The following is a 24,016-nucleotide window of genomic DNA, read 5'->3' on the forward strand; positions in this document are numbered from 1 at the left end:
CCCCATTTCCTTGTTTATTTATAAATTGGCATATTGTTTTTGCAAAGCACGTTTCAGTATTTTCCCGACAGCTGTTTTTGGCAGTTCTTCCGCAAAAATGATGGCTTCCGGCACTTTATAAGCAGATAGCTGGGTTCGGCAATACGCGATCAATTCTTCTTCCGTGGCTTGTTCATCCAAGACCACAACCGCTCGGACCGTTTCTCCACGGTACTCATCCGGAACCCCGAACACCGCTGCTTCGCGGATGGCCGGATGATGATAGAGGACATTTTCCACTTCGATCGGATAGACATTAAAACCACTTGCCAGGATCATCTCTTTTTTCCGGCCAACAATGTAAAAGAACCCATCTTCGTCCATTTTCGCGAGATCTCCGGTATACAGCCAGTTATCACGGATTGCGGATGCCGTTTCTTCCGGCCTGTTCCAATAACCTTTCATCACTTGCGGGCCTCGGACAACCAACTCGCCTATCGCACCGACAGGCAAGGTCTCTTCCCCAGTCGCGATATCGACAATCCGCGAATCCGTATTGGGTAAGGGAATCCCGATGCTGCCCTTTTTCTGCAAACCTTGAATCGGATTGCGGTGCGTTACTGGGGATGCTTCGGATAATCCATAACCTTCCGCGATGGTTGTTCCGCTGATTGCATTGAAGCGATCAAGCACTTCCAACGGCAAAGGAGCTGACCCGCTGCTGCAGGATACCAAACAACTCAAGTCGAATTTTCTTGAGCGATGATAGTCCAGCAGAGCAATATACATAGTAGGCACTCCTGGAAACGCAGTGGGTTTTTCTTTTTCGATCAGCTCCACTACTTGGCCAACATCGAATTTGGGGACCAGAATCATACTGCCTCCGTTATAAAAAGTGACACTCATTCCGCTGGTCATCCCGTAAACATGGAATAGAGGCGAGATGGTCAGCACTTTCTCTTCTCCTTTTCTAGTCCTGATTTCCGAAGTTGCGGCACTTTGCAAAGTATTGGCGACAATATTCCGATGCGTCAGCATGGCGCCTTTTGAAAGCCCGGTTGTCCCTCCTGTATATTGGATAACCGCTACATCCTCTTTTGGTTCTATCGAGATGTGGGGCCTATTGCCGGTTGGACCACCTTTTTCAAGGTCGCCATCGAGAGCCAGGGCCACTACATGCTGGACCGAAGTCTTATCTTTGATGCTATCGAACAAAGGCATTAAGCGATCCAGTATGAGTAAAGCTTTTGTTTCCGAGTCATTGAGGATGTGGAGAAGTTCTGCCGGCTGAAACATCGGATTCAACTGGACGATTGTTGCGCCACAGGAAAGTGCGGCATAGAAACTGATGGGATATTGCGGACAGTTCGGCAGCATGATGGCCACTCGATCATTTTTCCGGATGCCCATTCCGTAAAGTTCTTCCGCAAAATTTCCGATGGCCTCATCCAGTTTCTTATAGCTATAAGTCTTTTCGAAAAAGCTGACCGCTGTATGGTCTGGATATTTTTCTGTTGACTGCTTGAACAATTCCACTAGCGATATATCCGGTATTTCAATGCTTTTTGGATTTCCTTCTGCTACATGCTTTAACCAAGGTCTATCCATACTTTTCCTCCTTCAGCCTTCTATACTGTTTCAAGGTTCATCAAAACTCTTTATAAAGAACTTCCGCCATCCACCGCAATTACTTGGCCTGTTATGTAATCACTTGCAGCACCCGCCAGGAAAAGCGCTGCTCCCTGAAGCGATCTCGGATCCCCTAATTTTTTCATCGGGTTTTTATTGACGAGCGTCTCCGTATGCTTTTCGATGACATGCTGCGTCATCTTCGTTTCAAAAAATCCAGGTGCGATAGCATTGACGTACAATCCATGCCCTGCCCATTTACGTGCTAAATCTTTAGTGAAATGATGGACAGCCGCTTTGCTGGTGCTGTAACCGATGGCATTCAGCACTTCCGGAGGTTCCGCTCTCAATCCGGCGACCGAACCGATATTGATGATTTTTCCATAGCCATTGCGGATCATATGCACGCCTACTTCCTTGGACATGAGGAAAGTACCCGTAACATTGACATTCATCACTTTTTCCCAGGCATCCAGCGGCATTCTTTCCGTCTCTTCTCCCCAGGTTGCCCCACTGTTATTGACCAGGATGTCGATGCTGCCAAAATCGGACAGTACCGACTGAACCACTGTTTTTACCTGCTCCTCGTCACCCACATGGCATTCATAAGCACGGGCTTTAATGCCAAAGCGGCTTTCCAATTGATCGGCCGTCTCTTGGCAATTTTTCACTTTGCGGGAGCAGACCGCTATATTCGCGCCGTATTCTGCAAAGACTTCTGCTATATTCCGGCCAAGGCCACTTCCACCTCCAGTGATCAAAGCTGTTTTGCCCGTCAAGTCAAATAAAGAATCCATCATTACCTCGCCCCTTATACATACTGAACGGTCGGTACTTAATACTGAACGGACGGTATGTTAATATTTTTAAAAAACCTTTTACGACAGGAGACATAAAAGGAATGTAAGCGCTTTAGTTTTCTTAAAATTCAGTATACATGAACAAGTAGATTTTGTTAACAGTATTTTTCGATTTCTGTATCTAAAAAAAATCCATTACACACCTCAAGGCGACAGTAATGGATTGCTGCTGATTATTTTTTCTTTTTGACAATCGCTACGGTGCATCGTGAAATGCAAATAAGCTTTTCCTCTTCATCTACAATCTTGATGTCCCAGACCATCGTTGTTCTTCCTTTATGTAAGGGTGTGCCGGTAGCCTTCACTAGGCCATCCTGTTTGCCGCGAAGGTGATTGGCGTTGATTTCTAAGCCGACGGCAATTTCGTTCTCCTGGTCGATTAAATGCCAGGTTCCCACACTGGCGACCGATTCAGCTAATACGACGGAAGCTCCTCCGTGGAGCTGTCCAAAAGGCTGGTGGGTTGCTGCATGAACGGGCATGGTCGCTACTACTTTATCCGGGGTGATTTCAACGTATTCAATTCCTAGAACACCTACAATCGTTTCTTCCACCGGTTTCATTTGCATCATGGCACTCTCCTTTTCCATTTTAAAACCCCTCAGCCTTTGCTTGTATTCGGCTGAGGAGCCATATCCCATTTCTTATACATTACTTTTTGCATAGAGTTCACGCAAGAGGAATTTTTGGATCTTCCCGCTGGCATTGCGCGGCAGCTCATCAACAAAGCAATAGGTTCTGGGTCGTTTAAAGCGGGCAAGCTTATCATTATTGAGACAGAATTCTTCTAGGTGTTGTTCGGTCAGCCCTGCATCCTTAACGACAACAAACGCCATTACCGCTTCGCCCCATTTTTCATCAGGAATTCCAAGCACCGCCACATCCTGAATGAGCTCATGCTCATGCAGCACGTCTTCCACTTCTCGTGGATAGATATTCTCACCGCCGCTGATGATCATATCGTCCACCCGATCGGCCACGAACAGATAGCCGTCTTCATCCAAATACCCTAAATCACTTGTATGATACCAGCCTTTATATAAAACACGAGAAGTGGCTTGTGGGCGGTGGAAGTATCCGGCCATCATGCTCGGCCCACGAACGATGATTTCACCGACTTCAAATGCCTCTAATCTTTCGTCCGGCTCTGATGGACCTTTTTCATTTGGCCGAACGATTCGAATTTCATGGTTAAAGGCGGGTTTGCCGGCAGACCCCGCTTTGGTCAGCTGCTCATCTTCAGCCAGAAATGTAATCGCCGGACCCATTTCCGTCTGGCCGTATGCCTGAATCAAATCGATTCCCAATACTTCCTTTACACGTTTGACCAGCACAGGTGCCATTGGAGCCGCTCCATATAATCCCCGCTGCAAAGTTTTGACTTTCGCATCCGCTCCGTCCAATTCAGTCATCATGCTCCACATGGTTGGTACCGCGAACATGACGGTAACTTTTTCTTTTTCGACTGTGTCCAGAGCTTCTTGAGGATTGAATTGGTGCATGATCACACTGGAAGCTCCAGCCTGGACACGCGGAATGATGCAGCAATGCAGTTCTGCGCAATGAAACATCGGCGCAATAACCAGACCTACATCATTTTTCGTATATTTCAACATCGCAATGCATGTCATGCTTTGTTCAGCCATGTCGCGATGGCGGTGAATGACACCTTTCGGCCTTCCTGTAGTCCCACTTGTATACATAATGGCATACGTATCCATCTCATCGACCTGCACACATGGATCTGTCACAGATGCTTCGCTGAGCCGCTCCCGGTAGCTAACTGCATAGTCTGGAACTTTTTCATCTATATACCAGAATTGAATACTTGGAAAATGCGCAGCAACTCCCTCAATCGTCTCTTTTAAAGCTTCTTCAAACAAAACGACTTCGGGTGTTGCATCATTTAAGATATACGCCAGTTCTTCAGGCTTTAAACGGAAATTGATGGGATTGAACACAGCACCGATTTTCGCACAGGCAAATAATGCAGTAGGCAGTTCACTATTATTGAACAAAAAACTTGAAACACGGTCCCCTTTACTGACGCCCGCCGTTGTTAGAGCATTCGCCAGGCGATGAACTTCCTCGCTCCATTGCGAATAGGTCCATCTTTCCTCTCTTCTCAAATCAACCAAGGCTTCTTTATCCGGGTATCTGCTTACCGTTTGATCAAAGATTTTGCCAAGTGTCGCATACATTTTTTCTTCCTCCTTATAATGAATCGGTTTCACCCCTTTCATGATGTCAGAAAAAACGCAATATTGCAACAATTCAAAGTCTCATTTTGTAGCAGGAGATTAGTCCCCTTTCTTATAAACATTCATCCAAACCAATCAATTTCATTCAAGTATTTTTTAAGGATCCCTCATTAGTATTTTAGGAGTCTTTAAAACATAGTTCCATAAAATAATTAGGATTATTTTGCATCTGCTCTTAAGTTTTTTCTAATAAGACCGATATCTATAGGTATGCAATAGTTTTTTTATCAGATGGAGAAAACTGAAGTAAAAGCGAATTAGCAAAATGGTTTTTTATTACCTTTATCTTTGTAACACAAATGTAATATTGAAACTTATTGCCTACACCTTAGTAATTATATAGAATTAAGGAATCCACAGATAATAGATTGAATTATCTATAAATAGACAAAGAAAAAGGGGTTTGGGAATGCGAAAAATTATTTTTACATTATTTGCAGCTACTGCATTAACATTTGCAATCGGGGCTTCCGATACAGAAGCCAGCACTTACACAGTGAAACCAGGAGATACATTATGGAAAATCGCTTCAAGTAATAAGGTATCAGTGGATCAATTGCTGACTTGGAATAAACTTTCGTCCAATTCGATTCATCCGAACCAGACCATCAAAGTCGCAGCTGTTTCAACTCCAGCGGCTCCTCCACAGAAAACCAGCATCCCTAAAACACCAACGAACTCTGCAACTACTTATACCGTAAAAGCCGGTGACACGTTATCACATATCGCACGGGTTCACAGCACCAGCGTCAGCTCCATTCAACAATTGAACAAACTATCCGGGAGCAACATCCAGCCAGGGCAAAAATTGACGGTCAGTGGAAAATTACAGCCAGCTGCACCGGCTGTAATCGTTAAAACGCCAGCCGCACCAGTTATCTCTAAAACAAGTACATACCGCGTGGTCAGCGGCGATACATTGACCAATATCGCTCAGCGCCATGGCACTTCCGTTTCCCAACTGATGAGCTTAAACGGTATGAAAACAAGCTCGATCCGTATCGGCCAAGTATTGAAAGTAACCGGCGAATCGGTCAGCAAGAAACCAGTGACGGTTTCAAACCCAGTTGCGGCACCATCGACTTCCGGAAAAGTTTCATCACTCGTATCGATCGCCAACTCTTTCTTGGGTACACCTTACAAATGGGGCGGCGCAGCACCCGGTGGATTTGATTGCAGCGGCTTCATCTATTATGTATACAATCAGGCAGGAATCAGCGTGCCGCGTACGAATACGACCGGACTCGATGCTATCTCTTCCAATGTAAGTTCACCACAGGTCGGTGATTTTGTATTCTTTAAAGATACATACCGCCCAGGAATTTCACATATGGGTATTTTCATCGGTAATAACAGCTTTATCCATGCCGGGGGCGACCGCGTCCAAATCACCAGCCTGAGCGACAGCTACTGGAGCAAACACTTCGACAGTTACCAGCGTTTAAATGTAATGAGGTAACAAGAAAAGTGAAAGTGCCTGGTCAGCTCTGAAAGGCATAAGGCAGACCAGCAGAGTGGCGTTCTTTGCCACGTCGGTGGGTTGACTTATGATCCGAAGAGCTAGGCACTTGCAACTGGACAACAGGAAAAGCGGAGGTGCCCGTATAGAACCGACAGGCTTAAGGCAGTTTGCCGAAGCGGCGTTTTGTGCCGCACAGGCAAGCGAACTTAAGACCCCGAGGTTTTGGGCGCTGGAGCTGGACAACAAGAAAAGCGCAAGCGCCTTTCAATAGAGGAAAAAAAAAGCAGCATCGGTTAAGCCGGTACTGNGCGAACTTAAGACCCCGAGGTTTTGGGCGCTGGAGCTGGACAACAAGAAAAGCGCAAGCGCCTTTCAATAGAGGAAAAAAAAAGCAGCATCGGTTAAGCCGGTACTGCTTTTCTTTTGGTGTTTTTTCTGTTTTAAATCAATCATTTGACACAACAAGATTTCCATTAATTATAATCATTATCACTTAGAATTGATTTTAATTTAAAAAATGTTATCATTGGATATGTAGTGTTTTACATAAAAAAAGAGAATGAGGTGTTCGATTCATGAGTACAAACAAAACAGGTTTAACAACCAGCTGGGGTGCCCCAGTCGGAGACAACCAAAACTCGCAGACAGCCGGACAACGCGGTCCTGTCCTATTACAAGATGTCCACCTTCTTGAGAAGCTTGCACATTTCAATAGAGAACGTGTTCCTGAGCGTGTAGTACATGCTAAAGGCGCAGGTGCTCACGGTTATTTCGAAGTAACTAATGATGTATCTAAATATACGAAAGCTGCTTTCCTATCGGAAGTCGGCAAGAAAACAGATTTATTCGCCCGTTTCTCAACGGTTGCCGGTGAACTGGGGTCTGCCGATACTGTCCGTGATCCGCGCGGCTTCTCTCTAAAATTCTATACAGAAGAAGGAAACTACGATTTAGTCGGCAATAATACGCCAATCTTCTTCATCCAAGATGCGATCAAGTTCCCTGATTTTATCCATACACAAAAACGCGATCCACGCACCCACTTGAAAAACCCTAACGCAGTGTGGGACTTCTGGTCATTGTCACCGGAATCATTGCACCAGGTTACTTACCTGATGGGCGATCGCGGAATTCCTGCAACACTTCGCCACATGCACGGATTCGGAAGCCACACATTCAAATGGACAAACGCTGAAGGCGAATCGGTTTGGATCAAATACCACATCCTTACTGAACAAGGCATCCAGAACATCACTCAGGACGTAGCTGATAAAATTGCTGGCGAAAACCCTGATTTCCACACGGAAGACCTTTTCAATGCAATTGAAGAAGGTGATTTCCCAGCATGGAAAGTATATGTACAGGTTATGCCTTTGGAAGATGCGAACACATATCGCTTCGACCCATTCGATGTAACAAAAACGTGGTCGCACAAAGACTATCCATTAATGGAAGTTGGCCGTATGGTGCTTAACCGCAACCCTGAAAACTATTTTGCTGAAGTTGAGCAAGCTACTTTTTCTCCTGGTACATTGGTTCCTGGCATCGACGTTTCACCGGACAAAATGCTGCAAGGCCGCTTGTTCGCATACCATGATGCTCACCGTTACCGCGTAGGCGCTAACCACCAGATGCTGCCGATCAACGCAGCGAAAAACCAAGTCAATAACTACCAGCGTGACGGCCAGATGAACTTCGGCAATAACGGCGGCGGTTCTGTCTATTACGAGCCGAACAGCTACGGCGGCCCTACTGAAACTGAAGCTGCTAAACCGGCTCCACTTGAAGTATCCGGCGTTACGGATTCCGTACCCTACTTCAAAGATGATCATTACACACAACCGGGCGACCTTTACCGTCTGCAAAGTGCTGAAGAACAAGAGCGTCTTGTTGCAACTTTCGTCGGCGGCTTAAGCGCTGTTGACAAAGAAGACATCAAACTTCGCCAAATCAGCCATTTGTACAAAGCGGATGCTGAGTTCGGTACGCGTGTTGCTGAAGGCCTTGGCCTTTCAGTTCCTGACCTTACTGAAACAAAATAATTAATTGATAATATATTACTCATATTCTCAATTAGCCGTTTATCCGAAATTTGGATAAACGGCTTTTTTGTAAATAAAAAAGAGACCAGCTACGGTCTCTTTTTCTACGATTCTTCTACATCCACTAATTGATTGGTGATGATTTTCGCCAAATCCGCACCATTTTGAATACAGGCACCGATTCCCACTCCAAAATAAGAAGACCCTGCCAGTTTCACGCCTGGAACCATTTTTTCCATTTTCAGTTCCAGCTCGCTAATAGCGGTTTTATGCTGCATGTGGTAGTTGGGCATCAGATTTTTCCAACCGGTCACTTCAACAGTCAAAGGCTCTTCTTCAATCCCTAAACTCTTTCGTACATCCTCCATCGCTACCTTCGCCAACTCTTCTTCAGACAAATCCTTCAACATGCCATAAGAGGGATGTGAACTCTTGTAGAACAGCCGAACCAGCAATTTATGGCTTTTTGATGTATGGCTCCACTTCCGGCTGGTCCAGGTACAGGCGTTGCAATGCAGGTCACTTTCCTGGGATACGATAAAGCCGGTTCCGTCTTCAGGCAACTGTTCATCCGGAATATCAAATCCAAGATAAACACTGATCAATGAGGAATTCAGGAATTGATCGAATTCGGCATTCAGTTCCGCTATCCCTAAAAGCTGCTGGGCAACTTGGTGAGGGGTGGCCAGAATCACGAAATCCGCCTCTATCGCCTCGCCGTCTTCAAGCTCAACCTGGTAGCGTTCTTCGTCTCTTTTGACCGACTTGGTTCCTATGCCTTTCAATATCCGCACATGGTCAAGCTTGCTTTCCATTTCATCAATCAATACTTGCATGCCTTGATCAAACGAAATGAATTTCTTATTGGCCGCACCTTGGAAGAATTCTTTGTTCGCTTCGAATCCCTTCATGATGCTGCCGTATTTATTTTTATAATCAACCAGGTATGGCAGTGTCGAGGCCAGGGTCAATTCATGGAGATTTCCTGAGTAGACGCCGGACAAGACAGGCGCAATCTGGTTTTCAACCAATTCCTTGCCAAGAAATGCCTCAAGAAACTCTCCAATTGAGCTATCACGTGTAAAGCTTTCGTTGACACTGTCAAAATCCTTTAACGCAGCTTGCTTGCCTTCTTCAGAAACAAGTGTCGAACTGAATAGCGCTTCCCTGTTCATCGGAATACCGAACACTGTATCTTTCGGAATGGCATGCAGCACATTATTGGCATACAAATAGGAAATCCCTGTGCCGTTGTAGACAACCCGGTCCTTAAGCCCAAGGTCTTCGATCAGCGGCATGACGCTGGCATGGCGTGCAACGATCGAATCCGCTCCAACTTCCATGATGAATTCATTGTCTACTGCCGTTTTGATCTTACCGCCTAACTCTGGCTCCCGCTCAATCAACACCAATTCCAGATTGAGGTTTTCCTGCAGGTTCAGCTTCTGTAAATAATACATAGCGGAAAGGCCAGTGATGCCTCCGCCGATGACTACAGCCTTTTTCAACTTTATCCACTCCTTGCCTATGCTTCTATTCTACCAATATTTCTGCCTGCCGGCAGGGATCTTTTTGTCTTTTTTGATACGCTTTTCTCTCCTCCCCATGTTAGGATAAAGGGTAGATAACCGCATTTTCTTTGCGAAAAGGAGAGACGTTCAATGATGAATGCTATTGATCAGAATATCATAGAAAGACGTTCAATCAAGAAATTCAAGGTTGATGCAGTCAATGTCGAGGAAATCATCGAGCTGTTGAATATAGCCAAATGGGCACCGAACCACAAAGTCAATGAACCGTGGCGTTTCCAGTTGTACACGGACGCCGGAAAAGAGAAATTTGTCCAGGCATTTATTGAATCCATGCGCACACCAGACGGGGAAATCCCTTCAAAAGTGCTCAACAAGGCTGATTATTTCCGCAGCATTCCACTGCACCTGGTCGTCATTATGCCGGAAGATCCAAGACAAAGAAGATGGGACGAAGATTATGGCGCGGTTTCCTCCATGCTGCAGAACTTTCAGCTGGCTGCTTGGGAACGCGGCATCGGCATGATCTGGCGCTCCAACGATTGGATCTATAATCCGGTGTTCCGTGAAGCCATCGGCGTAAAGCCTGGCGAAAAAATTGTGGCTACCATGATGATCGGCTATCCAGCGCACGTCCCTGCAAAACAGGAACGGACAGACATCCGCGAGAAATTGACCATTATCAGCGACTAATAAAGATAAAAGAGATGGCGCAGATTGCGTCATCTCTTTTAATGGCGGGAAGTAATTTTGAACGCATGGCTATCATTAGGAAACCAAAACCCCACTGTAATTTTTTTGAATTTACAGGAACTATTTCACCTGACTTCTGTCTAATAGAGAAAGAACTCAGAAGTTTGCTGAAAAAGGGTGGCGGTGTCATGAAAGCAGTTTGGATCGCTCTTTTATACGTGTGCCTTTTTGGTTTATCCATTTATGTGTATTCCACACAATTGAATGGACCGGATGCCGATCTGCATCAGCGCCTCTTGCCCGTCGAAATCAAAACGGTGAAGGCCGGCACAAGCAAAAATGAGCTTAAGGAAATCGTGCTGGATGCCGGAAAAGACGGTGACGTGCTTTCCATTGCCGGCATGCAACATAGCCAGGGCGGGCAGACGATGTATCCGAATGGCATCATGATTGATATGAAGCCGTACAACCAAATCATCGAAGTTGATGAAGATGCAAAAACAGTGACTGTGCAAAGCGGGGCCAGGTGGGCCGATATCCAGGAAGCCATCAATCCCTATGGTTTATCGCTGAAAGTTAGCCAGTCGCAGAACATTTTCACTGTCGGCGGCTCATTGAGCGTCAATGCCCATGGCCTGGATATCCGAAATGGCGGCTTATCGGATACGGTCCTCTCCATGCGCTTAATGAACGCTGACGGGGAGATCCTTCAATTAAGCACTTCGGAAAACAGCGAGTTGTTTTCTGCGGTGCTTGGCGGCTATGGTTTATTCGGCATCATTTTGGACGTTACGCTGCAGCTGACCGATGACGAATTATATGAAACCCAAACGGCTAGCATGCCATACAGCGCCTACCCTTCTTATTTCAAGCAGCAGGTACAAAATGATCCGGATGCCAAAATGCATTTGGCCCGTATTTCAATTGCACCTGATTCTTTCATGGAAGACATGTATGCCATTACATACAAGTCCGCTAAAGATCAGAACCTGCTCCCTGAGCATCAGAAGCTGAAAACCGAAAACCTGGTGGCGGTGCCGAAATTTTTCCTCGGACTGTCGCGGATCAACGATGCCGGAAAAGACAACTTTTGGAAGGCACAAAAAACCTACACTAAACAAATCAATGGAAACCTTGTTTCACGGAATAATGTCATGCGGTCGGATTCAGAATTCATGGAGTATGACAATAGCCGAAAAACTGAAATTCTTCAGGAATATTTTGTTCCGGTAGATCAATTCGAAGACTATATCCCAGCGTTGAAAACCGTACTGGAAGCCAACCCTGATTTTAATTTATTGAATGTCACCATCCGCTACGTTGAGCAAAACGATAATGCGGTTCTGTCCTATGCCAAAGAAGACATGTTTTCACTTGTGCTGTTGATCAATCAGGGAACCGATGCGGAAAGTATCCAAGCGACACAGGACGTCGTCCGGCAGATGATCGATGTGACCCTCGCACATAACGGCAGTTATTACCTGCCGTATTTTGGCTATCCGACAAAAGCTCAAATGAAGGAAGCTTATCCAAGAACCGAAGAATTCTTCGACTTGAAAGACCGCTTTGATCCGGAGCACCGCTTTATGAATCTCTTTTACGAGGAGTATCGGCCATGAACTATAAACGCTTTATCTATTACCAAGGCACCATCGGCATGGCATCGAGCATGATTTTCCCGTTCTATATTCTGCTCATCAGGAATGTCGGGGACAGCTACGCCCAGTTTGGCTGGGCCTACGGTCTGTTCGCCTTGACGGCCGCACTGTGCTACCCGCTGATTGGTAAGTACGCTGACCGTGTGGGGGATAAAACCTTTCTTGCTGTCTATTCGTGGGGAATGGCGATTCTTCTGCTGTTCTTTCCCTTGGCTTCAGAAGTGTGGCATGTCTATATTCTGCAGGTTCTTATGGGCGTGCTCGGCGCTGTCCAGAAAAACTCGGAAAAAACGGTATTGGCCCGCTACGTCACAAAAGAAATCGCCGGCTCACAAATTGGCCGCTACCACTTCTGGACTTCTGTCGCCGCAGCCATAGCCGTCATCGCCACCGGTTATCTCGTCGATTTCCTGACGATTGCCAGCATCTTTTATATCGCTTCTGCCGTTTTTGCCTGGAGCGGTCTGCAACTGGCGAAAGTAAAGGCTGCCGAAGCATAACCACTTGTAAAAAGACGTCTTCCATCAGCCATCGCAATGGCCGGTCAGAAGACGCCTTTTTTCTAGGGAAACTACACAGTCTTTTTAGTTAATACCGACATGGCGCCCATCGCACCGGAAAATTCTCCATTATCAGGGAACACAGGAACCGAGCCACGCAGAATGGTATAGCTTGTTACCACTTCTTTCAACAAAGGATTATCAATGAAGGAAGAGCCGATGTAGACGATGGTCGAGCTTCTGCACTGACTGGCTGCTTGTACACTCACTGTACTGACCGTCTCGCCTACTAAGCCGATGACCGTCGCCAACAATTCTTCCTTCGTCAAATCGCCCGAAATTGAAAACAAGTCCTGGCCAAAGTTACTGGCTGTCAATTCTCCGGAAATCGGCGGTTCTTTGCCTTCATAAATATGCTTGACCTTCAAATCGATCCGGTCCCGGGATCCCTGGCTTGCCAAGGCGACAATTTCATCGTAACGGGTTACGCCTGTCAACAGATGGCTTAAGCCGATCAAGGTGCCCCCACCCACTCCGGTGCCGCCCAAACGCTCCTGAACATTGTCCTGGATGCAATGGATGGAAGTTCCGGTTCCGACATTCGTCACCAAATAAGCATCTTCAAGCAGGTCCATCTCCTCGAGAAGAACCTGCACACCAAGGTGTGTCGCTTCGAATTCCACCATTTCCTGTGCTGGCTGGTCGAGCAAGGAAACCAAAACGCCTGACTTTCCTCCCGTGACACATACTTTACAGTCATCTAGACCATTGACCCAGTCGGCAACGCGCTCAATTTCAGCAATTGGGTACTTTTTAAAATGGACCTCTTCATTTTCGGTATACGCCACTTTAATCAACGTACCCCCCGCATCTATTCCGACAATCATTTCCGCACCTGCTCTTTCTCGCATCCCTCTAGAAAAATGCCAGATAATAAATACACATATGATGAAATTCTACCATACTCGATTATTTTATGGGAGAGGTTTGCAGGCTGATCCAAAAAGCTTTCCTGCTATATTTTATTCCTTATTTGCAATTAATCTATATCGTCCAACAAAATCCATCTTTTTTCATTTCTTCCCCATATTCACTAGACAGTTGGGTATATAACATAAAAAAAGGGGGGAGCTGATCAATTACCCAAAGAAGAATCTCCTTACAATACCGGTGAAACGAGCTTTGCAATGGCTTGTTTCACCTTTTCTTCCCATGACTGATTTTCAAATGTCTCTTCCTTCAATGGGACCGATAGCTTTTTGTCCTGGACAAAGAGTGCTGCCATTTTCGATGCTGACTGGGAATCGTAGACGAAGGCGTTCAATTCAAAATTCAGGGCGAAGCTGCGGATATCCATATTGGCCGATCCCACTGAATAAGCTTTATCATCCACAATCAATGTCTTTGCATGCAGAAATCCATTTTTGTAGCTGTAAACTTTGACACCGGCCGGCAGCAATTCACGGATAAACGACAGGGTCGCAGAATGGACAAACAGATGATCCGCTTGATGGGGAATCATGACCTGAACATCGACGCCACTAAGTGCAGCTGCCTGAAGGGCATCCATGATGGACTTATCCGGTATAAAATAGGGTGTCTGCAGGTAAATGGAATGGCGTGCATGATAAATCATCTTCAAATAAGCTTTCTTTATGTTTTCGTGCATATCCAAAGGTCCGCTCGCGACAATCTGCATGGCAATCCCTGTTGTATTGTGCATCTTCGGGAAATATTTTTCCGCATACTTTATCGGATATTTTTCTGCCGCCTGATTCCAGTCGATAAAAAAACGGTTTTGCAGAGAGTGTACCGACTCCCCTTCAAGCCGGAGGTGCGTGTCGCGCCAGTAGCCGAACTCCTCCTTCTTTCCAAGATATTCGTCACCGACATTAAATCCTCCGAGGTAGCCGATCGCACCATCCACAACTACCAGTTTCCGGTGATTCCGGTGATTCAGCCGTGGATTTATAGTGGTCAGCATCGCCGGCAGAAAGGCAGCAGACTTCCCGCCGGCTGCTTCAAACTCATCAAAAAAGCGTTTCGGCAGATTTTTAGATCCCAGGTCGTCATATAAAAACAGCACTTTTACCCCTTGCTGTGCTTTTTCAGTGAGCAGTGATAGAAGACGACGCCCAAGGTCATCATTATTCAAGATGAAATACTGTAAATGGACATGGTCTTTTGCGTGTTGTATATCTTCAAACAAGGCATCGAATTTCTTTTTCCCGTCGTTGAATAGCTGTATATCACTAGCTGTCGACAATGGTGCGTCGGTTCTTGCCAGATTCATTTGGATGAGATCCGTCCATTCTTCCGCACACCTTGAAGAAGGACTGAAGCCATTATCTTTCATTGCGCTCAGCTGGCGATCCATCAACTCTTTAAAATCCTGATTTTCATAAGCAACCGGCCGATTCAATCGCTTGCGCCTTAGCGGCTTGCCAAATAGCAAGTAGAGGATAAAGCCGAGAATGGGGATAAAGAAAAGGATCAATATCCAGGCCCACGCTGAAGAAGCCGACTTCCGTTCAAAGAATAAAATGAAAAATGCCAGTACCCCATTTAAAATGATGAACAGATTGCTCAAGGTGCTTATCCATTCGAATGAAATTTCAACCCCTCCTTCGGCTTTCCCAGTTTAAAAAGATGCAAAAAGTAAAAAACCAATCGCATCCCGTCATTCCGCAATCGGCTTCTTAAAGCTTAATCTTCCTCTTCTTCGCCTTCTTTCGGTTCTTCTGGGATAATCTCTTCTTCCCCTTCTTCCGGTGTTACATCGATATCTTCATCCACAGGTTGCTCGTCTTCTGCATCCCCACAAGCTGACAGCATTCCAATGGACAAAAATACAGCTGTCCCCAGTTTCAACCATTTGGAATGGGCCATTAAAGTTCCTCTTTTCATTTCTTAAAATAGTAGCGGTTTAATCTTCTGCTACCTCTTTTCCCTTTCTGATTATCTTAAACACCTACTGACGACACTTTCGGTTTTTTTGATAATTCAATCCATGCATACATAATACGGCAAAAAAGATGCGTAAAAATGCACATCTTTCTTCTGTATAGGGTATAGGGTTCTTATGCTTCATAATATTTTCACATCTAGATCAACTAATCTGATATTTTAGAAAAGGAGAATTTGTATGCCATACGCTTTAATGGAAGATGCTACAGCTTTGTATTATGAAATTACTGGCCAAGGAACCCCTATTGTGTTTATCCATCCTCCCATTATGGGCCATCTGGTTTTTAAACATCAAAAAAGGCTTGCCGCAGATTATCAGACCATTTTTTATGATCTTCGCGGCCACGGACGGAGTTCAAAAGGAAACACCCCCTTATCAATAGAGCTGTTAGCTAAGGATATAAACTGTTTGTTGGATCAATTGAATATCCAAAAAGCTGTCATCTGTGGATTTTCAAATGGGGGCACCGTTGCTCAGGAATTTGCATTACTATATCCTGAGCGTACAGAGGCACTTATTTTAAGCGGTGGTTATTCAAGAGTGGACAGTTTCAACTTAAAGAGCATGCTCAGATTCGGTATGGCGATGGCTAAAATCCGAAAAGTTCCAATAGTCGCCAAGATGCAGGCTAAGTCGCATAAATACTTTAAAGAAGATGAAACGGAGTTTTATCAATATGGCAAGCTGGCTGATTCTCAAAGTGTTTACGAATTTTGCAAAGCTGGTCTTAGCTACAATTCCACTCATTCGCTTTACCGTTTAAAGGTCCCGGTATTATTGGGTTATGGCTCACAGGAAAAATCAATGCACCATTACCGTTTGCCTTTCCAGCAATACGCTTCCAATGTGAAGGTGGTCTACATTGAAGGCGCCAGCCACGAAGTTCCCCCACGGCATTTCCCGGAATTTAACCAGGTTGTCCATCAATTTTTGCAATTACAAACTAGCAGAAGCAATAGAAGTTGAGCTAACCAGCCTTCACTACCGATAGTTTCTGGCACCGCATACGTAAAAGAACGAACCATTTACGTTCACTGTATGAGCACTGAACCTGTAATAAATAACGGCATAATTTTTACCACCTCAAAAACCATTCCGGTCGCTCTGACCGGAATGGTTTTACTTGTCTTATCTTCTTTCACTTCTATGGGTATCTGCCCCATGGGAAGGGTTAACCAGCATTAATAATTGTTCAAACTTATTCAAAATATCCAGCGCCAACAAACCGTTCCCTTCCGCGGTTTTCGGGTAGCCGATAGGCATGGTACGACGCACCAATTGGGCATATAATTCCGCTTCCGTCAGTTTACGGACGAATTCTTTTTCTGCGATGTTTTTTATCAGAGCCAGCGCGCCGGAAACATGCGGCGCTGCCATCGAAGTGCCTGACAGACTGGCGTATTTCCCTCCTGGAAAGGTCGAATAGATATCGATGCCAGGGGCCACCAGATCGATTTCATCGTTAGTATTGCTGAAATTGGCAATCCGTCGGTCAAAATCCACTGCCCCGACTTGAATCACTTCTCCATATGCTCCCGGATAAGCGAATTCATCGGTATCGTGGCTGTCATCCCCTTCATTGCCTGCAGCACAGACAACTGGAATGCCTGCGTCCACTGCCCGTTTAATCGCTGCATAGAGCTCAGCCATATCTTCAGGGCCTCCCAGCGACATGGAGATGACGCTTACCGTCTCACCTTCCGGCCCTCTCCAATCAATCGCAAAATGGATGCCATCAATGATTCCCTGATATTCGCCACTGCCTTCTCCCGTCAATACTTTCAAAATGAGCAGCTGGGCTTCAGGGGCAACACCCGCTATCCCGCCATCTTCTCTGTAAGAGGCGGCAACCGTTCCGGCTACATGCGTGCCATGCCCATTATTATCATCGAAATTTGCTGCATCCCCGCTAAAATCGGCTGTGAAATTTTTGCCGTCAATGATCCGATCCTGAAGATCAGGGTGGTCCATCTGGCATCCCGTATCCAGGATGGCCACAATATTTCCTTTCCCTCTTTCCGCCTCTGCCCATATTTCCGGTGCCTGAATCATCCGCACGCCTTCGGGAATCTGCGGTGCCTGCTCAGCAATTTCTTCTACCCGATAAGGAATTAAATGTAGATTCGCCATTTAAATCACTCCTCATAATTTCCAACTATTTTCTTACTTTCCTAATTCGGCATCATCGCACCGAATCCTTTATTTACTCCCTGTTTCATTCTGCACCTCATGATAAGATCGTTGAACAGCCATTTCTACAGAGGCTTTTTAATGTCTGGCAAAAATGAACAAAGGGATTCACTAGTTTTTACAGAATAGTAACAGGAGAGCGAAAATGAGGAGCCGATAAAATGAACAAATGGATGATTTACGGTGCCAATGGCTACACGGGTGAATTGATCGCCCGCGAAGCTGTTTCCAGAGGAATGTCACCTGTACTTGGAGGACGCAATGCCGATAAAATCCGACCGCTTGCCACAGAACTATCACTGGAATTCCGTGCCTTTGCATTGGATGAATATGCAGCAGCGCAATTGGACGATATTGATTTGGTCCTCCACTGTGCAGGTCCTTTTCAAGTAACCAGCGAACCCATGATCCATGCTTGTCTATCAGCAAAAACACATTATTTGGACATTACAGGAGAAGTTTCCGTATTTGAACATACTCACTCACTGCATGCTGAAGCTGCAGAAAAAGGAATCATTCTCTGTTCGGGAGTCGGCTTTGATGTCGTACCCACAGACTGCGTCGCCTTAAAACTGAAAGAGGAAATGCCGGAAGCAATCGAATTATCGCTCGGCTTTGATTCGGATTCCGGCATCTCACCGGGCACTTTCAAAACCATGATCCAAGGATTGGGTTCGGGCAGCATGCACAGAAAAGCTGGCGTTTTGACCACTGTCCCGATTGGCAGCCAGCACCGGACCATCGATTTTGGGCGCGGTTCGCGTTCCGCAATGGGAATCCCGTGGGGCGATGTTTCAACTGCCTTCTATACGACCGGTATTCCGAATATTTCCGCTTGGATCCCCATGGCAAAACCGCAACTATACGGGGCGCGTCTGATGGGAGCCGCGGGGCCATTACTGGCAACAGATTGGGTAAGAGATAAGCTCGAGAAGCAGGTGGAGAAACGCGTACAGGGGCCGGACAGCGAGCTCCGTGCTAATTCACCGGCTTATATATGGGGAGAGGCAAGAAATCAGCAAGGCGTCGTCAAAGTCGCCCGAATCCAAACAGCGAATGTCTATGATCTGACGGTCTATGGTTCGCTGGAGGTTGTCCGCCGTCTCCTGAAGCTAAAAGTCGAAGGCGGATACTATACACCTGCAGGCCTGTTTGGTTCAAGCTTAGTGGAAAGCCTACCAGGTTCTGGCACCTTTGAAGTCGATACTTTTTATCTTTAATATACAGAGCTGGAGACTATTTCTAAACAGTTCTACTGGTGCGATGCTCTAAACGCCATATGAATCACATTCCTGAACACCATTTTCCATAAAAAAAGACAAATCCAGGATACCTGGATTTGTCTTCAAGCTTTAAGTAAATTCTTTCTTCATTAATTGCATCCGTTGATTGAACAAAGTCGGATATGACAGGAAACCAAGCATGACGCTGGTCACAGCGGCTGTCGTCAGCAACAGGAACATGATCAGCAGCTGGAATTGAACCGCTTGGATCGGGTCTGCTCCCGCAATGATCTGTCCGCTCATCATTCCGGGCAATTGCACGAGCCCCACGGTTTTCTGGCTTTCGATGGTCGGAATCATGCTGGCTTTGATCGAATTGATCAATTGCGTGTGGATGGCCTGTTTAGGTGTACCGCCAAGCGACAGGATCAGCTCGGTTTCATCCTGATGCGACTCTACCTCCGCCGTAAAACGATTGAGGAAGAGAATCGACAGGACCATGGAATTTCCGATGACCATCCCGCTGATGGGAATGATGTATTGGGCGGTTGCCGGTGTGATATTGAAGCCAAGCAGGATGCCCTGCGTCAATACTTCCACAAAGATCAAGGTGACCGCCACTTTCGAGGTGATGCCTTGAATGGCTGCTCCTTTTTTCTGGGCGTTATGCGTAGCTGCCACAATCATCAAAGCAACCATCAGGAAAATATAGATCAAGCTTTCCGAATCAAAAACGAATTTCAATACATAGCCGACCGCCAATAATTGGACGATTGAACGCAATGTGGCGACAATCGTATCCCGTTCCAGACCAAGATTCAGGGTTTTGGATAAAAGAAGAGGGATCACCACAAAGATCAAGGTGATCGATAAAGTTAAGTAGCTCATTCCGCTTCCCCCCTGACAAACCGTCTGACCTTGTCATTCGATGGGTCATTGAGCAAGTCGCTTTCGCCCGTTTCCACCACTTCGCCATCCATCATCACCCAGGTGAAATCACCGATTTCCAACGCTTGTTGAAGATTATGGGTAATCCAGATAATCGTTGTGCCATACTTCCGATTGATTTTAATGATCAATTCCTCGATTTCCTTTAAAGAGGTCCGGTCTAAAGAAGATGTGATTTCATCGAGCAAAAGAACTTCAGGTTTATTGACGAGGGTCCGGGCAATGGAAACTTTTTGGCGTTGGCCGCCGGACAAGTCTTTAACTTTCCGGTCCAATAGTTCCCCATCCAGCCCGACATCCTGCAGCAGATCCACAGCTTCAGCTTTAGACAGCGTTTGTCCCTGCAGCTCCAACGGCAGGCTTAAATTGTTGTAGATGCTGCCGCCAACCATCGGAGCGCTTTGGAGCGCAATGCCGACTAAACGACGCAGTTCAACCGGTTCATAGTCTTCAATTGGCTTGTCTTTTATATAGACTTCCCCTGATTGGGCTGACAGCAATCCATTGCATAGCTTCAATAGGGTTGTTTTACCAGCTCCCGAAGGTCCCACCAATGTCGTGATTTTCCCTTCAGGAAAAGAGCCGGTAATGCCTTTTAAAACCGGAGTTTCCCCAAATGAAAAATCTACATGATTGAAATGGATAGCCGGTTTATAGTTTACAGACATGGATCCCACTTCCTTTCGGGCAGAAAAACAGCACATATTTTACTATGTGCTGCTTGCAGTGCTATTACTCTTCCAGTTTGCGCTGTGCAAATTCATCGTCCATTTTCAGGAAGTATTCGCCGCCTTCTTCAATAGCTCTCACTCTTGCAATGATATCGCGGAACGATTTTTCTTCTTCCATCTGTTCTTCGATGAACCAGTCCAGGAAGGAAAGTGTCGCATGTTCCTGCAGCTCATCCGCCAATGTCACCAATGCATAAATGTTGCTGGTCACGCTTTTTTCCTGCGACAATGAGTTTTCCAACACATCCAATGCACTGACAAAATGGTTCTTCGGTTCAGTCAACGCCTGAAGAACCGGCTTTTCATCCATCGTCACTAAATAATGATAGAATTTCATCGCATGATAATGCTCTTCTCTCGATTGGATTAAATAGAAGTTCGCAAAACCGTGATAACCTTTTTTGGAAAAGTATGCTGCCATTGCGGTATACGCATGAGCTGCCTGCAATTCATTGTTGAATTGATCGTTTAATGCGTTCGTTAGTTTTTCTGATAACATAATTTATTCCTCCTGTTTTCTTATTTAGAATTATTATAATGTAGATAATATACCACAGCCTCATCAGATAATCAAATCAAATGAGAATATTAATATTTAATTGAGAATAAATATCATTTAAAACGGATTTTTTCTTTTCCTAAACGATAATGATTATTGTTTATAGATTATTGAAGACATATAACTTACTTTTAGTAACAAGATGTAGTAAGATATCATATAGATAGTGTTCATATAGGGGGAAACTGAAATGACAGACATGAAGCTAGACCCAAAGGTCTTTTCCATATTAAAAGAGAAAATTCAAATGATCCAGACAGAAGAAGGTGCCGTGTATCTGGTCGGCCCCATTCGGCTGCCTGTAAACTTATATGAGGAAACCTATATATTCAACTGGTATTGTTGGTTGAGCCTCGACGAAGTCACCGAAGATTACGAGAGCATCATCGAAAAATTGAGCTCAGCCAACCTTGCCGAGTATCAGCAATCGAGCGTCCTTGTCTATGGAGATTTCGAAAACGACGCAGAAGCATTGATCCGGATGCACTCCATCTGCCACACCGGCGATATTTTCGGCAGCAAACGCTGCGACTGCGGCTACCAGCTGAAACAGTCCATGAAACGGATCACGGACCACGGCACCGGCGCCCTGTTTTATTTAGCAAACCATGAAGGCCGCGGCATCGGACTCTTCAGTAAAGCAATGGCTTACGTCCTGCAGGAAAATGGATACGATACAGTTGAAGCCAATGAACAATTGGGATACGTGGACGATTCCAGAAATTACGGGGATGCGATTGCTGTGCTGCAGGCACTTCGCACCAAGCCGGTGACCTTGATGACCAACAATCCAAAGAAAGTGGCCGCCATCGAAAAAGCCGGACTCCAGATCGCTTCAAGAACCTCTCTTTGGGGAGATGAATCCGAATACAACGCCAACTACCTCCAGACTAAAATCGATCGCTCAGGGCATCTTAAAGACGGGGAGGACATTGTTCATGTCAAACCATGAATTTTATATGGACCTCGCACTCAGCAATGCGAACAGCTTAAAAGGCCAGACAGACCCGAACCCTTTGGTCGGTTCCGTCATCGTTAAAGACAACCGCATTGTCGGCATCGGTGCCCATTTGAGAGCGGGCGAACCCCATGCCGAAGTCCATGCGCTTCGCATGGCTGGCAAACTGAGCCGCGGTGCGACCATTTATGTAACGCTCGAGCCATGCTCCCATGTCGGACGGACCGGACCTTGTGCCCAAGCCATCATTGATGCCGGCATCAAAAAGGTGATCGTGGCAACGCTGGATCCAAATCCGATTGTTGCCGGAAACGGTGTCCGCATGCTGGAAGAAGCGGGCATTGAAGTGATTGTCGGAGTCCGTGAAGAGGAATCCCGGAAGATGAATGAGGTATTCAACAAATTCATCGTTGAAAAGACCCCTTTCGTGACTTTGAAAGCAGCCTCCACCTTAGATGGAAAAATCGCTACCCATACCCTGGACAGCAAGTGGATCACTTCTGAGGAAGCGCGGTTGGATGTTCATCTTCTGCGCAGCCAGCACATGGCCATCCTGGTGGGTGTTGGCACTGTCATTGCAGATGACCCTGAATTGACGGCGCGTATTCCAAATGGCCGCCATCCACTTCGCATTGTTCTTGATTCCACTTTGCGCATTCCGCTCCATTCAAAACTTGTTACGGATGGAGTAGTGGATACGTGGATCTTTACAAGCCAAAATCATGATGCTGATAAACGGAAGGCATTAGAGGATTTGGGGATTACCATCTACGAAACCAGCAATGAAACCCAGGTCGATGTACTTGATGTGGTTCGCGTGCTCGGTGAAAAAGGCATTTCTTCGCTCTTTATTGAAGGCGGCGGCACCATCAATGCCGCATTCCTGGAGAATGGCTTGATCGATAAAGTGATATTTTACTTTGCACCTAAAATTGTCGGCGGCAAAATCGCACCGACATTCATCGAGGGAACAGGCGTTGAATGGATGAAAGACGCCATCGATCTGCGTGACGGTGAATTCAGCAAAGTCGGCAAGGATTTCAAATTTACGGGGTATCCCGAAAAGCGAGGCAGTATATGAGATTCGGTTTTGATATAGACGATACATTGATTAATTTGCGTGAATACGCCTTCCATTATTATCAGAAGCAATTGGATCAGGAAGTGGATATCGACATCTTCCATGCCTTGAATCGTGTGGAAATACACGAGGCATTCGGATTGAGTGATGAAGAAGGAAAGAATATGTGGAACCGCTCGTTGGAGTTTTTGTATTTCACTGACTGCCCCCTCTACCCCGGTGCGCTCCAATTGCTGAAGCAGCTCGAGTCGGATGGGCACGAGATTTTCTATATTACATCCCGGCCTCCAGAACATACGGAAAACACATTCAATTGGCTGATTGAACAAGGTTTCCCGGTGGAGCGTGGAAACTTCTTCTGCGGCATGAAGGATTCGGAAAAGGCAGGCATCATCAAAGACCTGCAACTGGATTATTATTTCGATGACAAGCCGGCAGTCCTGGATACCTTAATGAATGATCCTGTGAAAGTCATTGTCAAAGACCAATCGTATAACCGCCACCTAGACTTGCCGCGTGTTAAAGACTGGGACCAATTAGGTGATTTGATCAACAGTGAAATGAAATGAAAAAAGAAGGTACGGCAATCGTAGGGAACCCGATTGCCGTACCTTCTTTTCTTTTTGAGGAGTGGTCATGCTGTCTATTTCTTTGAAGAACAAAAGCGGCAGCATGCCGCTTCAGACTGTAGACAAAGTCTGACAAAAATGTATAGCGGTGCATAATCCCCAACCGGTCCGGCCAC

23 protein-coding genes are annotated in these 24,016 nt (G+C 45.9%); 10 read left to right on the forward strand and 13 right to left on the reverse strand.

What is annotated here, in order from left to right; all coding sequences use genetic code 11:
• Nucleotides 1-18: 18 nt before the first annotated feature.
• From K8U60_RS09445 to K8U60_RS09460, 4 genes are all read right to left on the reverse strand, one after another.
• Complete coding sequence (locus K8U60_RS09445; RefSeq protein ID WP_223637591.1) at nt 19-1,587, reverse strand: long-chain-fatty-acid--CoA ligase; 1,569 nt, start codon at nt 1,585-1,587, stop codon at nt 19-21.
• 50 nt (nt 1,588-1,637) lie between these two features.
• Nucleotides 1,638-2,408 (reverse strand): glucose 1-dehydrogenase, encoded by a 771-nt coding sequence (locus tag K8U60_RS09450; protein ID WP_223637595.1) that lies wholly within the window; start codon nt 2,406-2,408, stop codon nt 1,638-1,640.
• A gap of 233 nt (nt 2,409-2,641) precedes the next feature.
• The gene (locus tag K8U60_RS09455) at nt 2,642-3,037 is read right to left on the reverse strand and encodes a hotdog fold thioesterase (RefSeq protein ID WP_223637706.1); all 396 of its coding nucleotides are present in this window, start codon (nt 3,035-3,037) and stop codon (nt 2,642-2,644) included.
• Between the two features lie 75 nt (nt 3,038-3,112).
• Complete coding sequence (locus K8U60_RS09460; RefSeq protein ID WP_223637599.1) at nt 3,113-4,669, reverse strand: fatty acid--CoA ligase; 1,557 nt, start codon at nt 4,667-4,669, stop codon at nt 3,113-3,115.
• Nucleotides 4,670-5,138: 469 nt separating this feature from the next.
• On the opposite strand from K8U60_RS09460, the gene K8U60_RS09465 reads away from it, so the two are divergent.
• Together K8U60_RS09465 and katA are read left to right on the forward strand one after the other, a co-directional pair.
• A complete protein-coding gene (locus K8U60_RS09465; RefSeq protein WP_223637602.1) occupies nt 5,139-6,188 on the forward strand; it encodes a C40 family peptidase in 1,050 nt (349 codons plus the stop codon).
• Nucleotides 6,189-6,766: 578 nt separating this feature from the next.
• Nucleotides 6,767-8,233, forward strand: coding sequence for a catalase KatA (katA, locus tag K8U60_RS09470; protein ID WP_223637605.1), 1,467 nt, complete (start codon nt 6,767-6,769; stop codon nt 8,231-8,233).
• Between the two features lie 104 nt (nt 8,234-8,337).
• Here the strand turns inward: katA and K8U60_RS09475 are convergent, their stop codons facing one another.
• Nucleotides 8,338-9,741: a protoporphyrinogen oxidase gene (locus K8U60_RS09475; protein WP_223637608.1), complete on the reverse strand. Its 1,404-nt coding sequence runs from the start codon at nt 9,739-9,741 to the stop codon at nt 8,338-8,340.
• Nucleotides 9,742-9,897: 156 nt separating this feature from the next.
• Here K8U60_RS09475 and K8U60_RS09480 point away from each other — a divergent pair, with 156 nt between their 5' ends.
• From K8U60_RS09480 to K8U60_RS09490, 3 genes are all read left to right on the forward strand, one after another.
• The gene (locus tag K8U60_RS09480; protein ID WP_223637708.1) at nt 9,898-10,455 is read left to right on the forward strand and encodes a nitroreductase family protein; all 558 of its coding nucleotides are present in this window, start codon (nt 9,898-9,900) and stop codon (nt 10,453-10,455) included.
• 167 nt (nt 10,456-10,622) lie between these two features.
• The gene (locus K8U60_RS09485; RefSeq protein ID WP_411730356.1) at nt 10,623-12,074 is read left to right on the forward strand and encodes an FAD-dependent oxidoreductase; all 1,452 of its coding nucleotides are present in this window, start codon (nt 10,623-10,625) and stop codon (nt 12,072-12,074) included.
• Nucleotides 12,071-12,613, forward strand: coding sequence for an MFS transporter (locus K8U60_RS09490; protein ID WP_223637614.1), 543 nt, complete (start codon nt 12,071-12,073; stop codon nt 12,611-12,613). The genes K8U60_RS09485 and K8U60_RS09490 overlap by 4 nt, the downstream gene beginning before the upstream one ends.
• A gap of 71 nt (nt 12,614-12,684) precedes the next feature.
• Here K8U60_RS09490 and coaW read toward each other — a convergent pair whose 3' ends face one another.
• From coaW to K8U60_RS09505, 3 genes are all read right to left on the reverse strand, one after another.
• Nucleotides 12,685-13,500, reverse strand: coding sequence for a type II pantothenate kinase (coaW, locus tag K8U60_RS09495; RefSeq protein ID WP_223637618.1), 816 nt, complete (start codon nt 13,498-13,500; stop codon nt 12,685-12,687).
• A 272-nt stretch (nt 13,501-13,772) separates the two neighbouring features.
• Nucleotides 13,773-15,203, reverse strand: a complete 1,431-nt coding sequence (gene cls / locus K8U60_RS09500; RefSeq protein ID WP_223637621.1) for a cardiolipin synthase — start codon at nt 15,201-15,203, stop codon at nt 13,773-13,775.
• Nucleotides 15,204-15,319: 116 nt separating this feature from the next.
• A complete protein-coding gene (locus tag K8U60_RS09505) occupies nt 15,320-15,502 on the reverse strand; it encodes a hypothetical protein (protein WP_223637624.1) in 183 nt (60 codons plus the stop codon).
• A 289-nt stretch (nt 15,503-15,791) separates the two neighbouring features.
• Here K8U60_RS09505 and K8U60_RS09510 point away from each other — a divergent pair, with 289 nt between their 5' ends.
• On the forward strand, nt 15,792-16,547 hold the full coding sequence (locus K8U60_RS09510; RefSeq protein ID WP_223637627.1) for an alpha/beta fold hydrolase: 756 nt from the start codon (nt 15,792-15,794) through the stop codon (nt 16,545-16,547).
• A 162-nt stretch (nt 16,548-16,709) separates the two neighbouring features.
• On the opposite strand, the gene K8U60_RS09515 is transcribed toward K8U60_RS09510, so the two are convergent.
• The gene (locus K8U60_RS09515; protein WP_223637644.1) at nt 16,710-17,711 is read right to left on the reverse strand and encodes a S8 family peptidase; all 1,002 of its coding nucleotides are present in this window, start codon (nt 17,709-17,711) and stop codon (nt 16,710-16,712) included.
• A 221-nt stretch (nt 17,712-17,932) separates the two neighbouring features.
• Between K8U60_RS09515 and K8U60_RS09520 the strand changes: the two genes are divergently transcribed.
• Entirely contained in the window at nt 17,933-18,991 is a 1,059-nt protein-coding gene (locus K8U60_RS09520) for a saccharopine dehydrogenase family protein (RefSeq protein ID WP_223637646.1), read from the forward strand.
• A gap of 132 nt (nt 18,992-19,123) precedes the next feature.
• Here the strand turns inward: K8U60_RS09520 and K8U60_RS09525 are convergent, their stop codons facing one another.
• The 3 genes from K8U60_RS09525 to K8U60_RS09535 form a co-directional block, all read right to left on the reverse strand.
• On the reverse strand, nt 19,124-19,882 hold the full coding sequence (locus K8U60_RS09525; RefSeq protein ID WP_223637649.1) for an ABC transporter permease: 759 nt from the start codon (nt 19,880-19,882) through the stop codon (nt 19,124-19,126).
• On the reverse strand, nt 19,879-20,610 hold the full coding sequence (locus K8U60_RS09530) for an ABC transporter ATP-binding protein (RefSeq protein WP_223637651.1): 732 nt from the start codon (nt 20,608-20,610) through the stop codon (nt 19,879-19,881). Before K8U60_RS09530 ends, K8U60_RS09525 begins: the two co-directional genes overlap by 4 nt.
• A gap of 64 nt (nt 20,611-20,674) precedes the next feature.
• Nucleotides 20,675-21,172: a ferritin gene (locus K8U60_RS09535; RefSeq protein ID WP_146558589.1), complete on the reverse strand. Its 498-nt coding sequence runs from the start codon at nt 21,170-21,172 to the stop codon at nt 20,675-20,677.
• Between the two features lie 250 nt (nt 21,173-21,422).
• Between K8U60_RS09535 and K8U60_RS09540 the strand changes: the two genes are divergently transcribed.
• From K8U60_RS09540 to K8U60_RS09550, 3 genes are read left to right on the forward strand one after another with little or no spacing between them, the layout of a single operon-like run.
• Entirely contained in the window at nt 21,423-22,184 is a 762-nt protein-coding gene (locus K8U60_RS09540; protein ID WP_223637653.1) for a GTP cyclohydrolase II, read from the forward strand.
• Nucleotides 22,171-23,271 (forward strand): bifunctional diaminohydroxyphosphoribosylaminopyrimidine deaminase/5-amino-6-(5-phosphoribosylamino)uracil reductase RibD, encoded by a 1,101-nt coding sequence (gene ribD / locus K8U60_RS09545; RefSeq protein WP_223637654.1) that lies wholly within the window; start codon nt 22,171-22,173, stop codon nt 23,269-23,271. Before K8U60_RS09540 ends, ribD begins: the two co-directional genes overlap by 14 nt.
• The gene (locus K8U60_RS09550) at nt 23,268-23,840 is read left to right on the forward strand and encodes a 5' nucleotidase, NT5C type (protein WP_223637657.1); all 573 of its coding nucleotides are present in this window, start codon (nt 23,268-23,270) and stop codon (nt 23,838-23,840) included. The genes ribD and K8U60_RS09550 overlap by 4 nt, the downstream gene beginning before the upstream one ends.
• On the opposite strand, the gene K8U60_RS09555 is transcribed toward K8U60_RS09550, so the two are convergent.
• Nucleotides 23,821-24,016 (reverse strand): hypothetical protein (locus tag K8U60_RS09555; protein WP_223637659.1); only part of this gene is annotated, 196 nt, incomplete at its 5' end. The genes K8U60_RS09550 and K8U60_RS09555 overlap by 20 nt on opposite strands.

Source organism: Planococcus circulans, from assembly GCF_020023385.1.
In the GTDB taxonomy this organism is placed as follows: Bacteria; Bacillota; Bacilli; order Bacillales_A; family Planococcaceae; genus Planococcus.